The sequence below is a fragment of the Pseudonocardia sediminis genome (genome assembly GCF_004217185.1).
GTDB lineage: Bacteria > Actinomycetota > Actinomycetes > Mycobacteriales > Pseudonocardiaceae > Pseudonocardia > Pseudonocardia sediminis.
The window spans coordinates 5701343-5715747 of record NZ_SHKL01000001.1 but is presented as its reverse complement, the minus strand read 5'-3'; the positions used below and the strand labels follow the sequence as shown (position 1 = coordinate 5715747).

Genomic DNA, 14405 nt, shown 5'->3' with positions numbered 1-14405 from the left:
CTGCGTAGCGACGAGCGGAGGGCGTACTCGTGAGCACCACGGACTCCGGACCCGGCACCGACCCGTACACCGCGACCGAGCGGGAGACGACCGAGGGCACCGTCTACACCGTCACCGGTGGCGACTGGGACACCCTGATCGACTCCGAGCACGACGACCGCATCGTCATCAACATGGGTCCGCAGCACCCGTCGACGCACGGCGTGCTGCGTCTGGTGCTCGAGCTCGAGGGCGAGACCGTCACCCAGGGCCGTGCGGTGATCGGCTACCTGCACACCGGCATCGAGAAGAACTGCGAGTACCGGACGTGGACCCAGGGCGTCACGTTCGTGACGCGTGCGGACTACCTGTCCCCGCTGTTCAACGAGTCCGCGTTCTGCCTGGCCACCGAGAAGCTCCTCGAGACCGAGGTCCCGCGCCGCGCGCAGTTGATCCGGGTCCTCCTGATGGAGATCAACCGGATCGGGTCGCACCTGGTCGCGCTGGCCACCGGCGGCATGGAGCTCGGCGCGCTGACCGGCATGACGTCCGGGTTCCGTGAGCGCGAGGAGGTGCTCCACCTGCTGGAGCACCTGACCGGGCTGCGGATGAACCACGCGTTCATCCGTCCCGGCGGGCTCGCCCAGGACCTGCCGGCGGACTGGGCCGAGAAGGTCACCGACTTCCTCAAGGTCATGAACACCCGCCTGCCGGACTACGACAAGCTGCTCACCGGGCAGCCGATCTGGCGTGCGCGGATGGAAGGCGTCGGCTACCTGCCCGTCGACGGCTGCCTCGCCCTCGGCGCGACCGGGCCGATCCTCCGGGCGGCCGGGCTGCCGTGGGACCAGCGCAAGACCGAGCCGTACTCCTGCTACGAGGAGTTCGACTTCGAGGTCCCGACCGCGACCGAGGCCGACTGCTTCGCCCGCTACCGGCTGCGCGTCGCCGAGATCCACGAGTCGCTCAAGATCATCGAGCAGTGCGTGACGAAGATCGAGCCGGGCCCGGTCATGGTGGCCGACCCGAAGATCGCCTGGCCGGCGCAGCTCTCGGTCGGCAGCGACGGCATGGGCACCACGCTCGAGCACGTCCGCAAGATCATGGGTCAGTCGATGGAGTCGCTGATCCACCACTTCAAGCTGGTGACCGAGGGCTTCCACGTCCCGCCGGGCCAGGCCTACGTGCCGGTCGAGTCCCCGCGCGGCGAGCTCGGCGCGCACCTGGTCTCCGACGGCGGCACCCGCCCGGTCCGCGTGCACATGCGCGACCCCAGCTTCGTCAACCTGCAGACGATGCCGGCGATGAGCGAGGGCGGCCAGGTCGCCGACGTCATCGCGGCCGTCGCCTCGATCGACCCCGTGATGGGAGGTTGCGACCGATGACCCTCCCGGAGGGCCTGCCCGAGTCCAACAGCGCCTCGACCGCGAAGCCGGCCGAGCAGGTCTACAACGCCGTCGTCGACGAGCCGGGCGCGGTCTCGCCGACGTTCGACGAGCTCACCCGGCAGCGCGCAGGCGAGATCATCGCGCTGTACCCGGAGTCCCGGTCGGCGCTGCTGCCGCTGCTGCACCTGGTGCAGTCGGTGGAGGGCTATGTCAGCTCCGACGGCATCCGGTTCTGCGCCGAGGCGCTGGACCTGAGCCTGGCCGAGGTCACCGCGGTGGTCACCTTCTACACGATGTACAAGCGCACCCCGTGCGGTGAGCACCTGGTCAGCGTGTGCACGAACACGCTGTGCGCGGCGCTGGGCGGCGACGACATCTACGCCCGCCTGCAGGAGCGCCTGGGCACCGACGGGCGTCCGCTGGGCCACGAGGAGACCGTCGGCGAGCCGGGCAGCACCGGCTCGATCACGCTCGAGCACGCCGAGTGCCTGGCCGCCTGCGACCTGGCCCCGGTGCTGCAGGTCAACTACGAGTACTACGACAACCAGACCGTCGACTCGGCGACCGAGCTGGTGGAGGCGCTGCGCCGCGGCGAGCGCCCGCACCCGACCCGCGGTGCCCCGCTGACCGACCTGCGCACGATCGAGCTGGAGATCGCCGGGTTCGCCGACGACCCGGACGTCCGGGTGGCGGGACCGTCGTCGGCGGTCGAGTCCGTGCGCGGCGCCCGGATCGCGCAGGACAACGGCTGGGTCGCCCCCGCGATGCCGGACGAGCCCCCGGCCATGCCCGCGCTACCGGAGAAGAAGTGATCGCATGAGCACCGCTCCCGAGCAGGCCACCGCCACCACCCGCCCGGACCCGCTGACGCCGGTCCTGACCCGGCGCTGGCTCTCGCCGCGTTCCTGGTCGATCGAGACCTACGAGCAGCTCGAGGGCTACACCTCGCTGCGCACCGCGTTCGACGCGCACCCGGACCAGCTGATCCAGCTGATCAAGGACTCCGGCCTGCGCGGCCGTGGCGGGGCGGGCTTCCCGACCGGCATGAAGTGGGGGTTCATCCCCCAGGACGACGGGTCGGGCAAGGGCCCGGGCGCCAAGCCCAAGTACCTGGTGATCAACGCCGACGAGGGCGAGCCGGGGACCTGCAAGGACATCCCGACGATGATGGCCGACCCGCACTCGTTGATCGAGGGCTGCATCGTCACCAGCTACGCGATCCGCGCGAACTTCTGCGCGATCTACGTGCGCGGCGAGGCGATCCACTGCATCCGCCGGCTGCGCGCGGCCGTCGCCGAGGCGAAGGCCAAGGGCTACCTCGGCCGCGACATCCTGGGCACCGGCTTCGACCTGGAGATCGTGGTGCACGCCGGTGCGGGCGCCTACATCTGCGGCGAGGAGACGGCGCTGCTGGACTCGCTGGAGGGCCGTCGCGGCCAGCCGCGGCTCAAGCCTCCGTTCCCCGCCACGTCCGGTCTCTACGCCTCGCCCACCGTGGTGAACAACGTCGAGACCATCGCCTCGGTTCCCGCGATCGTCAACGGCGGCTCGGCCTGGTTCCGCACGATGGGCCGGGAGAAGAGCCCCGGGCCGAAGATCTACTCGGTGTCCGGGCACGTCGAGCGCCCCGGCCAGTACGAGGCCCCGCTGGGGATCACGCTGCGCGAGCTCCTGGAGCTGGCCGGCGGGATGAAGGACGGCGTCCCGCTGAAGTTCTGGACGCCGGGCGGTTCGTCGACGCCGCTGTTCACCGCCGAGCACCTCGACGTCCCGCTGGACTTCGAGGGCGCCGCGGAGGCCGGGTCGATGCTCGGCACCACCGCGGTGCAGGTGTTCAACGAGACGGTGTCCGTGCCGTGGGCGGTCATGAAGTGGACCGAGTTCTACAAGCACGAGAGCTGCGGCAAGTGCACGCCGTGCCGGGAGGGCACCTACTGGCTGGTGCAGATCCTGGAGCGGATGGTGCACGGCGAGGGCACCGCGGAGGACGTCGAGACGATGCTCGACGTCTGCAACAACATCCTCGGGCGCTCGTTCTGCGCCCTCGGTGACGGCGCCACCAGCCCGATCACCAGTGCCATCAAGTACTTCCGCCAGGAGTTCCTGGACCTCGTCGCGGAACAGCCCGCGGTGCAGCGCCCGGACCAGCTGGCCGAGCTCACGGGAGCATCCGCATGACCCTCTCCCCGGAGAAGGCCGAGACCACGCCCGTTCCCGAGGGCCACGTCCGGCTCACCATCGACGGACGTGAGATCGACGCGCCCAAGGGCGAGATCCTCATCCGCACCTGCGAGCGGCTCGGGATCATCGTCCCGCGCTTCTGCGACCACCCGCTGCTCGACCCGGCCGGGGCCTGCCGTCAGTGCCTCGTCGAGGTCGAGATGGGCGGCCGGCCGATGCCCAAGCCGCAGGCCAGCTGCACCATGACCGTCGCCGACGGGATGGTGGTCAAGACCCAGCACACCTCCGCGGTCGCCGACAAGGCGCAGCAGGGCGTGATGGAGCTGCTCCTGATCAACCACCCGCTGGACTGCCCGATCTGCGACAAGGGCGGCGAGTGCCCCCTGCAGAACCAGGCGATGTCCGGCGGCCGGGCCGACTCCCGGTTCGTCGAGACCAAGCGGACGTTCCCGAAGCCGCTGCCGATCTCGTCGCAGGTGCTGCTCGACCGGGAGCGCTGCGTGCTCTGCCAGCGCTGCACCCGCTTCTCCGAGGAGATCGCGGGCGACCCGTTCATCGACCTGCTCGAGCGCGGCGCGAACCAGCAGATCGGCATCGCCGAGGACGCGCCGTTCCAGTCCTACTTCTCCGGCAATACGATCCAGATCTGCCCGGTCGGCGCGCTGACCAGCGCCGCCTACCGGTTCCGGTCGCGGCCGTTCGACCTGCGCTCGACGCCGAGCACCTGCGAGCACTGCAGCTCCGGCTGCGCGACGCGCGTGGACTCCCGGCGCGGGACGGTGCTGCGGCGCCTGGCCGGCAACGACCCGTCGGTGAACGAGGAGTGGCTCTGCGACAAGGGCCGGTTCGCGTTCCGGTACCTGCAGGCCGCCCAGCGGATCATCCGCCCGATGGTGCGCGGCTCCGACGGCGTGCTCGCCGAGACGTCCTGGACCGACGCGCTGGACAAGGCGGCCGCGGGGCTGCTCGCGGCGCGGGAGAACGGCGGGATCGGCGTGCTGCCCGGCGGCCGCCTGACCGTCGAGGACGCCTACGCCTACGCCAAGTTCGCCCGGATCGCCGGTCGTACGAACGACATCGACTTCCGCGCCCGTCCGACCTCGGACGAGGAGCTGGAGTTCCTGGCCGCGCACGTGGTCGGCACCCACCCCGACGACGGCGGCGCCAGCTTCCTGAGCCTCGAGGACGCGCCCGCGGTGCTCACCGTCGGGACCGACCCCGAGGAGGAGTCCGGCATCGTCTTCCTGCGGCTGCGCAAGGCGTGGCGCAAGAAGGGGCTGCGGCACTTCCAGCTCGGGCAGTGGACCACCGTCGGTGCCGAGAAGACCGGCGCGACCGTGCTGCACGCGGTGCCCGGAGCCGAGGCGGCCGTGCTGAACGAGGCCGGTGCCGAGCTGACCGACGCGCTGAGCGCGCCGGGCGCGGTGATCCTGGTCGGGGACCGGGCGGCCGAGTCGCCGGGTCTGTACTCCGCGGTGTCCGCGCTGGCCGCGCGCACCGGCGCCACGATCGCCTGGGTCCCGCGACGGGCCGGTGACCGCGGCGCCCTCGAGGCCGGCGCGGTGCCGAACCTGCTGCCCGGCGGCCGCCCGGTCACCGACTCGACCGCGCGCGCCGAGGTGGAGCGCGTCTGGGGCCTCGACGAGCGGACGCTGCCGGACACCCCGGGCCGCGACACCGCCGCGATCCTCGACGCCGCCGCGCACGGCACGATCACCGGTCTCGTCGTCGGCGGGGTGGACCCGAACGACCTGGCCGACCCGCAGGCCGCGCTCACCGCGCTGCGCGAGGTCGGGTTCCTGGTCAGCCTGGAGATCCAGACCTCCGCGGTGACCGAGCTGGCCGACGTCGTGCTGCCGGTCGCCCCGGACGCCCAGCGCTCGGGCAGCTACGTCAACTGGGAGGGTCGCCGCCGCGAGTTCGGCGTCGCCCTCGACGCCAGCGGCGTACTGCCGGACTGCCGGGTGCTCGACACCCTCGGGGTCGAGATGGACCACGACCTGTTCACCCAGACGCCGTCCGCGGCCTGGGGCGAGCTCGAGCGCCTCGGCGGGCGCGGCCCGTCCGGCGCGGCGGTCTCCGCCGCCGCCGGTGAGCCGGCCCGTCCGGCGTTCGGGCAGGCCGTGCTCGCGACCTCGCGCCAGCTGATCGACGACGCGACGCTCGCCGAGGACGAGCCGGCCCTGGCCGGCACCGCCCGGCGGGCCTACGCCCGGGTGAACCCGGCGACCGCGGAGCGGCTCGGCCTGGCCGAGGGCGCCGACGCGGTGGTCCGCAGCGACCGCGGCGCGCTGACGCTGCCGGTCGCGCTGGCCGACCTTCCGGACGGCGTGGTGTGGGTTCCCACCTGCTCGCCCGGCTCGCACGTCCGGCCCACACTCGGGGTCGGCCACGGTGACCTGGTCGGCGTCAGCCCGGCCGGCACGAACGGGGGCGCGGCGTGACCGTCGAGGTGTTCCGGCAGGCGGGAGCCGCTCTGCTCCCGGCTCAGCAGATCCCGGTGGACCCGGTGACCGGGCTGACCCGGACCCAGCAGCTGCTGGCCGACGACCCGATCTGGCTGGTGCTGCTCAAGGTCGTCGTGCTGTTCGGCCTCGGCGTCGTGCTCACCCTGTTCATGATCAACTGGGAGCGCAAGGTCGTCGGCCGAATGCAGCACCGTCCGGGCCCGAACCGGACCGGGCCGAACGGCTGGCTGCAGAGCCTCGCCGACGGTCTGAAGCTGGCGTTCAAGGAAGAGATCATCCCGGTCCTCGCGGACAAGAAGGTCTACTTCATCGCCCCGGTGATCTCCACGATCCCGGCGTTCGTCGCGTTCTCGGTGATCCCGTTCGGCGGCGAGGTCTCGATCTTCGGTGAGCCCACCGTGCTGCAGCTGGTGGACCTGCCGGTCGGCGTGCTCGTGGTCCTGGCCTGCAGCTCGATCGGCGTCTACGGGATCGTGCTCGGCGGCTGGTCCTCGGGCTCGCCGTACCCGCTGCTCGCCGCGCTGCGCAGTGCCGCCCAGGTGATCTCCTACGAGATCGCGCTGGGCCTGTCGATCGTCGCCGTGGTGCTCTACTCCGGCTCGATGTCCACCGCCGACATCGTCGAGAAACAGGCCGGCGGCTGGTACTTCTGGCTGCTGCTGCCCAGCTTCGTCGTGTTCGTGATCTCGATGGTCGGCGAGACCAACCGTGCCCCGTTCGACCTCCCCGAGGCCGAGTCCGAGCTGGTCGGCGGGTTCCACACCGAGTACTCGTCGCTGAAGTTCGCGCTGTTCTTCCTGGCCGAGTACGTCAACATGGTCACCGTCTCGGCGATGGCCACCACGCTGTTCCTCGGCGGTGGGCGCTGGCCGTGGCCGCTGTCGTCGTTCAACGACAACGGCTGGCTCATGTTCGTGGCGTTCCTGGTGAAGACGCTGTTCTTCCTGTTCATCTTCATCTGGCTGCGCGGCACCCTGCCCCGCATGCGCTACGACCAGTTCATGCGCCTGGGCTGGAAGGTCCTGGTCCCGCTGAGCCTGGTCTGGATCGTGGCCGTGTTCGGCATCCGCACCTACGTCAACACCGGCGGCGACAACTACACGCTCCTGCTGCTGCTGATCGGGTTCCTGGTGCTGGTCGTGATCGGGGTGGCGTTCATGCTCCCCGACCGCAAGAGCGTCGAGCCCGAGATCGAACCGGCATCGGACTACCCGGTGCCGCCACTGGACCTGAAGGTCCCGTCGTCACCGCCGAAACGGCGGCGTGCGGTCGCCGCGTCCGGGAGCACCGGGTCCACCGGGACCCGTGAGACGGCCGGCGCGATCGCGGGCGAGAGCGGAAAGGAGGGCGAGTAGATGTTCGACTTCTTCAAGGGGTTCGGCGTCACGTTCGGGACGATGTTCAAGAAGGTCGTCACCGAGGAGTACCCGGAGGACTTCCCGCCGGCCGCGCCGCGCTACCACGGGCGTCACCAGCTCAACCGGCACCCGGACGGGCTCGAGAAGTGCGTCGGCTGCGAGCTGTGCGCCTGGGCCTGCCCGGCCGACGCGATCTACGTCGAGGGCGGGAACAACACCGAGGAGGCCCGGTACTCGCCCGGTGAGCGCTACGGCGCGATCTACCAGATCAACTACCTGCGTTGCATCGGCTGTGGCCTGTGCATCGAGGCCTGCCCGACCCGCTCGCTGACGATGACCAACTTCTACGAGCTGGCCGACGACAACCGGCAGGACCTGATCTACACCAAGGAGCAGCTGATGGCCCCGCTGCTCCCGGGCATGGAGCAGCCGCCGCACCCGATGCGGCTCGGTGACGACGAGCAGGACTACTACGTCCAGGGCCCGACCCTGGCCAGGGCGACCGCACGCGGCGACGAGACGCAGGGCGACGTGGTGGGGGAGCAGGCCCGATGAGCACCCTCGCCGCCGCCACCGGAGCGGTCCTCGCCCAGGGTGGGGTCGACGCCCTCACCTCGACCGGTGAGGCCATCGCGTTCTGGATCTTCGGTCCGATCGCGCTGGCCGCGGCAGTGGGCATGGTCTTCGCCCGGCACGCCGTGCACTGCGCCCTGCTGCTGGCGCTGACGATGTTCTCGCTGGCGATCCTCTACGTGATCCAGCAGGCCCCGTTCCTCGGGTTCACGCAGATCATCGTCTACACCGGCGCCGTGATGATGCTGTTCCTGTTCGTGCTCATGCTGGTCGGGCGCGACAGCCGCGACTCCGTCGTCGAGGTGCTGCGCGGCCAGCGGGTCGCGGCACTCGTCCTCGGCCTGGGCATGGCCGGGCTGCTGGTCGCGGCCCTGGCCCGGGCGCTGACCTCGGTGCAGCCGGCCCCCGGCGCGGGCCTGGGCTCGAACAACCTGGGCGGGATCGGGCGGCTGATCTTCACCGTCTACCTCGGCCCGTTCGAGCTCACCTCCGCGCTGCTGATCACCGCCGCGCTCGGGGCGATGGTGCTGGCGCACGCGCAGTCCTCGACCCACGACAAGCGCACCCAGCGCCAGACCGTCGTCGCGCGGCTGCGCGGCGAGCACGCCCGGATCTCCCCGCTGCCCGGCCCGGGCGTCTACGCGACCGCGAACTCGGTCGCCGTGCCCGCCCTGCTGCCGGACGGGTCGATCGCCCCGGAGTCGCTCTCGGACATCATCGAGTCGGTCGCGGTGGACGTCCCCGACACCTCCACCCCGGACGCGCACTCGCTGACCGGGCGCTCGTCGCCGGACCGGTCGATCGACGCCGGTGAGCCGAGCGACGTCATGACCCCCGAGGATTCCCACAGCGGGTCGGAGAAGGACCGATGAGCCCCACCTACTACCTGCTGCTCTCCGCGCTGCTGTTCTCGATCGGCGCCGTGGGCGTGCTGGTCCGGCGCAACGCCGTCGTCGTGTTCATGTGCATCGAGCTGATGCTGAACGCGGTGAACCTGACCCTGGTGACGTTCTCCCGGATCAACGGGACCCTCGACGGGCAGGTCATGGCGTTCTTCGTGATGGTCGTCGCCGCCGCCGAGGTCGTGGTCGGCCTGGCCATCATCACCTCGATCTTCCGCACCCGTCAGTCCTCCTCGGTGGACGACGCGAACCTGCTCAAGTACTAGGAGCGCTCCCTCGTGATCACCACGCTCCCCGCGCTCTCCGCGCTCGCGCAGGAGGCGCAACCGGCCGTCGACGAGGCGACCGGAACCGCGTCCCTGGCCTGGCTGCTGTTCGCGCTGCCCGCGGCCGGTGCCCTGGTCCTGTTCGTGACCGGCCGCCGGTCCGACCGGTGGGGCCACTGGCTGGGGCTCGCGACCGTCGTCGCGTCGTTCGTCATCGGCCTGCTGGTCTTCGTCGAGACCCTCGGCCTGGCGCCGGACGCCCGGACCCGTGAGCTGCCGCTCTACAGCTGGATCGGCTCCGGCTCGCTGAACGTCGACTTCGGACTCCGGCTGGACCCGCTGTCGCTGACGTTCGTGCTGCTGATCACCGGCGTCGGCTCGCTGATCCACCTGTACTCGATCGGCTACATGAGCCACGACCCGGGACGGCGGCGCTTCTTCGCGCAGCTGAACCTGTTCGTCGCGGCGATGCTGGTGCTGGTCCTGGCGAACAACTTCGTGCTGCTCTACCTGGGCTGGGAGGGCGTCGGCCTGGCGTCCTACCTGCTGATCGGCTTCTACCAGGACCGCCCGGCCGCGGCGACCGCCGCCAAGAAGGCGTTCCTGATGAACCGCGTCGGCGACGTCGGGCTGGCGCTGGCGATCTTCCTGATCTGGCTGGAGCTGGGGTCCACCCAGTACACCGAGGTGTTCGGCCGGATCGGCGAGGTCCCGGGCGGGACCGTCCTGGCGATCACCTTGCTGCTGCTGCTCGGTGCGTGCGGCAAGTCCGGCCAGTTCCCGCTGCAGTCCTGGCTGCCCGACGCGATGGAGGGCCCGACCCCGGTCTCGGCCCTGATCCACGCGGCGACGATGGTCACCGCGGGCGTCTACCTGATCGCCCGCACGAACCCGATCTACGACCTCACCGAGACCGGACGCCTGGTCGTCGCGCTGATCGGTGTGGTGACGCTCCTGATCGGGGCGATCATCGGCTGCGCCTACGACGACATCAAGAAGGTGCTCGCGTACTCGACGGTCAGCCAGATCGGCTACATGATCCTGGCCGTCGGGCTCGGCCCGGCCGGTTACGCGCTCGGCATCTTCCACCTGCTCACCCACGGCTTCTTCAAGGCCGGGCTGTTCCTCGGGGCCGGCTCGGTGATGCACGCGATGAACGACGACGTGGACATGCGCCGCTTCGGCGGGCTCTGGCGCAAGATGCCGGTCACGTTCGTGACGTTCGGTCTGGGCTACCTGGCGCTGATCGGGTTCCCGTTCCTGTCCGGCTACTTCTCCAAGGACGCGATCATCGAGGCCGCGTTCGCCCAGGAGGGCTGGCAGGGCTGGGTGTTCGGCTGGGCCGCGGCCCTGGCCGCCGGTCTCACCGCGTTCTACATGACGCGTCTGATGATCATGACGTTCTTCGGCGAGGAGCGGTGGCGGACGGTCCCCGCGCACAACGGCGAGGCCTACCACCCGCACGAGTCCCCGGCGTCGATGACGGTGCCGATGATCGTGCTGGCGTTCGGCTCGGTCGGCGCCGGTGCGCTGCTCTCCGGGGTGCTCCCGGAGTGGCTGGCCCCGACGCTCGGTGAGCTGCGCGAGCTCGAGGGCGGGGCGCTGCCGCACGCGGTCGTGCCGTGGCTGGTCCTCGCGCTCTCCGCGCTCGGCGTGCTGGCCGGCTACCTGTTCGTGGGACGCAAGCCGGTCCCGGTGGAGCGTCCGGAGCGGGTCTCGCTGCCGGTCCGCGCCGCCCGCGCCGACCTCTACGCCAACTCGATCAACTCGAGCGTCGTCGAGCGTCCCGGGATCTGGCTGACCCGGATCCTCGTCTACTTCGACAACCGCGGCGTCGACGGCGCCGTGAACGGCATCGCGGCCGGTCTCGGGGGAAGCTCCGGACGGCTGCGACGACTGCAAACCGGCTTCGTACGGTCCTACGCGCTGTCCATGCTGGGCGGCGGCGTCCTGATCGTCGCGGCCATGCTCGCTGTGAGGTTCGCCTGATGCAGTCCGATGTCGCAGTTCCCCCGATCGTCCCGGGCTCCGGGGGCAACGTCCTCCTGATCGTCCTGCTGCTGCTCCCCCTCGTCGGGTCGCTGGTGATGTACCCGCTGCGCGCCAACGTGTCCCTGGCCAAGGGCGTCGCGATGGGCGTCGCGCTGGTCGAGCTCGTGCTCGTCGTCGTCGCGTGGGCGGGGTACGACACCGCCGCCGCGGCCGCCGGGACCCGGTTCCAGCTCGAGTTCTCCGCGACCTGGATCCCCGCGTTCGGCACGCACATCGCGTTCGGCGTCGACGGCGTCGCGCTGGTGATGATCGCGCTGACCGCGTTCCTGGTGCCGATCCTGATGCTGTTCGCCTGGGCCGAGAAGCTCCCCGAGGGACGGACCGCGTCCGGCTACTTCGGTCTGCTGCTGGCCACCCAGGCGATGCTCGTCGGGGTGTTCGCGGCGACCGACGTGTTCCTGTTCTACGTCTTCTTCGAGGCGATGCTGATCCCGATGTACTTCTTGATCGGGCGTTTCGGCGGCCCGAACCGGCAGTACGCGGCGGTCAAGTTCTTCCTGTACTCGCTGCTCGGCGGCCTGATCATGCTGGCCTCGCTGATCGGGCTCTACGTGGTCAGCGGCGAGCAGCTGGGACAGGGCACGTTCACCTGGGCCGAGCTGCAGGCGATGGCGGCGTCCGTGCCGACGTCGACGCAGATCTGGCTCTTCCTCGGGTTCTTCGTCGCCTTCGCGATCAAGGCGCCGCTGTTCCCGTTCCACACCTGGCTGCCCGACGCCGGTGCCGAGGCCCCGATCGTCGGCGCGGTGCTGCTGGTCGGCGTGCTGGACAAGGTCGCGACCTTCGGGTTCCTGCGCTACTGCCTGCCGCTGTTCCCGGCGGCCAGCCAGACGCTGGCACCGCTGGTGCTCACGATGGCCGTCGTCGGCATCCTCTACGCGGCGCTGCTCGCGGTCGGGCAGACCGACATGAGCCGGTTCGTGTCCTACACCTCGATCGCGCACTTCGGCTTCATCGCGCTGGGGATCTTCGCCTTCTCCAGCCAGGCCTTCGCCGGTGCGACGCTCTACATGGTCAACCACGGCCTCTCCACCGGCATGCTCTTCGTGATGGTCGGCCTGCTGATCACCCGCGGCGGGTCGCGCAAGATCGCCGACTACGGCGGCGTGGCCAAGCTGGCCCCGCTGCTGGCCGGCTGCCTGCTGGTGGCCGGGATGTCGTCGCTGGCGCTGCCGGGCACGAACTCGTTCGTCAGCGAGTTCCTGGTGCTGATCGGCTCGTTCCCGAACGAGCCGGTGTTCACCATCATCGCGACCGTGGGCATCATCTTCGCCGCCCTCTACGTGCTCTGGTTCTACCAGCGCACGATGCAGGGCCCGGTCCGCGGCGACGCGGTGACCGGCGTACTGGAGGGGGCCGGGGCCGGTGGCCCGGGCGCGATGGTCGACCCGGGGGTGGCGGCGAAGCGGGCCGGCACCGGGTTCCCGGACCTGGGCCGGCGTGAGATCGCGGTGGTGACCCCGCTGATCGTGGCGATCGTGGTGCTCGGGTTCTTCCCGGCGCCGCTGCTGGACGTGATCAACCCGTCGGTGACGGCGACGATGCAGGAGGTCGGCCTGGCCGACCCGGTGCCCGTGGGAGGAACAGCGCGATGAACGCGGCGAACGATGTGGTGGCCGTGCTCGCCCAGCAGGCGATCCCGGCCCCGGCGATCGACGGCGTCGCCGTGGCGCCGCTGCTGGTGGTCCTCGGCGGTGCGTGCATCTCGGTGCTGATCGAGGCGTTCCTGCCCCGGCACCAGCGCTGGCCGGTCCAGGTCACCTGGGCCGGGCTGGTGATCGTCGCGGCCCTGGTCGCGCTGGCCGGGTACGCGCTCGGCTCACCGCAGCCCCTGGTGACCCTCGGCGAGTCGCTGTCGGTGGACAACCCGACGCTGTTCCTCTGGGGCACCCTGCTGCTGCTGGCGATCCCGAGCCTGCTGATGATCGCCGACCGATCGGTCGAGCCGGGCGGGGCGTTCATCCCGTCCGCGGCCGAGCGTGCGGCGAGCCGTGTCGGAGCCGCCGGCGGCGGTGGCGGCACCGGTGGGTCGTCCGAGCACGTGGACCGGTCCTACGGGCTTCCCGGCCAGGCGCCGACGATGCAGACCGAGATGTTCCCGTTCGTGCTGTTCGCGCTCGGCGGGATGATGGCCTTCGTCGCGGCGAACGACCTGCTGACGATGTTCATCGCGCTCGAGGTGCTCTCGCTGCCGCTGTACCTGATGTGCGGGCTCGCCCGCCGTCGCCGCCTGCTCTCCCAGGAGGCGGCGGTCAAGTACTTCCTGCTCGGGGCGTTCGGCTCGGCGTTCTTCCTCTACGGCCTCGCGCTGCTCTACGGCTACTCCGGCTCGGTGCGCCTGTCCGAGATCTCCGCCGCGACGGCCGGCAGCACCCGCTCGGACACGCTGCTGTTCGCCGGTCTGGCACTGCTGCTCGTCGGGCTGCTGTTCAAGGGCTCGGTGGCGCCGTTCCACACCTGGACCCCGGACGTCTACCAGGGCGCCCCGACGCCGGTGACGGCGTTCATGGCGGCCTGCACGAAGGTCGCCGCGTTCGGCGCCATCGCCCGCGTGCTCTACGTCGCGTTCGGCTCCACCCGCTGGGAGTGGCGCGGGGTGCTGTGGGCCGTCGCGGTCCTGTCGATGGCCGTCGGCGCCGTGCTGGGGCTCACCCAGACCGACGTCAAGCGGATGATCGCCTACTCCTCGATCGCCCACGCCGGCTTCCTGCTGCTGGGCACGATGGCGATCACCCAGGAGGGCACGTCGGGCACGCTGTTCTACCTGCTGGCCTACGGCTTCACCACGATCGCGGTCTTCGGGCTCATCTCGCTGGTCCGCGACGCCGACGGCGAGGCGAGCCACCTCTCGCAGTGGGCGGGCCTGGCCAAGCGCTCCCCGGTCGTCGCCGGGACGATGACGTTCCTGCTGCTCGCCCTCGCCGGACTGCCGCTGACCAGCGGGTTCACCGCGAAGTTCGCGGTGTTCTCGGCCGCCCTGTCGGACGGCATGGCGCCGCTGGTCGTGATCGCCCTGGTGGCGAGCGCGGTCGCCGCGTTCTTCTACCTGCGGGTCATCGTGCTGATGTACTTCAGCGAGCCGGCGGCCGACGGGCCGACGGTCGTGGTGCCGGGTGCGTTCACGACCGCGGCCATCACTCTCGGTGTGCTCGTCACCCTTCTGCTGGGGATCCTCCCCACACCTGCCCTCGAGTGGGCCGGTGGCGGCGCGTTCAGCGGCTGACCTTCGTAGGCTGTG

Annotated in this window: 11 protein-coding genes; all 11 read left to right on the top strand. The window is 70.8% G+C overall.

The features are described 5' to 3' along the window. The first annotated feature begins 29 nt into the window (after nucleotides 1-29). The 11 genes from EV383_RS26790 to nuoN all read left to right on the top strand — a co-directional run bounded on the left by EV383_RS26790 (nucleotide 30) and on the right by nuoN (nucleotide 14390). Nucleotides 30-1364 (top strand): NADH-quinone oxidoreductase subunit D, encoded by a 1335-nt coding sequence (locus EV383_RS26790; protein ID WP_130292493.1) that lies wholly within the window; start codon nucleotides 30-32, stop codon nucleotides 1362-1364. Further along, the gene (nuoE, locus tag EV383_RS26785) at nucleotides 1361-2179 is read left to right on the top strand and encodes an NADH-quinone oxidoreductase subunit NuoE (protein WP_130292492.1); all 819 of its coding nucleotides are present in this window, start codon (nucleotides 1361-1363) and stop codon (nucleotides 2177-2179) included. The genes EV383_RS26790 and nuoE overlap by 4 nt, the downstream gene beginning before the upstream one ends. Nucleotides 2180-2183: 4 nt before the next feature. Continuing rightward, nucleotides 2184-3545, top strand: a complete 1362-nt coding sequence (nuoF, locus tag EV383_RS26780) for an NADH-quinone oxidoreductase subunit NuoF (protein WP_130292491.1) — start codon at nucleotides 2184-2186, stop codon at nucleotides 3543-3545. Beyond that, nucleotides 3542-5992, top strand: coding sequence for an NADH-quinone oxidoreductase subunit G (locus EV383_RS26775; RefSeq protein WP_130292490.1), 2451 nt, complete (start codon nucleotides 3542-3544; stop codon nucleotides 5990-5992). Before nuoF ends, EV383_RS26775 begins: the two co-directional genes overlap by 4 nt. Nucleotides 5993-6066: 74 nt before the next feature. Beyond that, the gene (gene nuoH, locus EV383_RS26770) at nucleotides 6067-7371 is read left to right on the top strand and encodes an NADH-quinone oxidoreductase subunit NuoH (RefSeq protein ID WP_130295079.1); all 1305 of its coding nucleotides are present in this window, start codon (nucleotides 6067-6069) and stop codon (nucleotides 7369-7371) included. Further along, complete coding sequence (gene nuoI / locus EV383_RS26765; protein WP_130292489.1) at nucleotides 7372-7929, top strand: NADH-quinone oxidoreductase subunit NuoI; 558 nt, start codon at nucleotides 7372-7374, stop codon at nucleotides 7927-7929. Further along, complete coding sequence (locus tag EV383_RS26760) at nucleotides 7926-8819, top strand: NADH-quinone oxidoreductase subunit J (RefSeq protein WP_130292488.1); 894 nt, start codon at nucleotides 7926-7928, stop codon at nucleotides 8817-8819. Before nuoI ends, EV383_RS26760 begins: the two co-directional genes overlap by 4 nt. Further along, the gene (gene nuoK / locus EV383_RS26755) at nucleotides 8816-9115 is read left to right on the top strand and encodes an NADH-quinone oxidoreductase subunit NuoK (protein ID WP_130292487.1); all 300 of its coding nucleotides are present in this window, start codon (nucleotides 8816-8818) and stop codon (nucleotides 9113-9115) included. Before EV383_RS26760 ends, nuoK begins: the two co-directional genes overlap by 4 nt. 93 nt (nucleotides 9116-9208) lie before the next feature. Then, the gene (gene nuoL, locus EV383_RS26750; protein ID WP_130295077.1) at nucleotides 9209-11104 is read left to right on the top strand and encodes an NADH-quinone oxidoreductase subunit L; all 1896 of its coding nucleotides are present in this window, start codon (nucleotides 9209-9211) and stop codon (nucleotides 11102-11104) included. Further along, nucleotides 11104-12762 (top strand): NADH-quinone oxidoreductase subunit M, encoded by a 1659-nt coding sequence (locus EV383_RS26745; protein WP_130292486.1) that lies wholly within the window; start codon nucleotides 11104-11106, stop codon nucleotides 12760-12762. Before nuoL ends, EV383_RS26745 begins: the two co-directional genes overlap by 1 nt. Continuing rightward, nucleotides 12759-14390, top strand: coding sequence for an NADH-quinone oxidoreductase subunit NuoN (gene nuoN / locus EV383_RS26740; RefSeq protein ID WP_130292485.1), 1632 nt, complete (start codon nucleotides 12759-12761; stop codon nucleotides 14388-14390). The genes EV383_RS26745 and nuoN overlap by 4 nt, the downstream gene beginning before the upstream one ends. The last annotated feature ends 15 nt before the right edge of the window (nucleotides 14391-14405 follow it).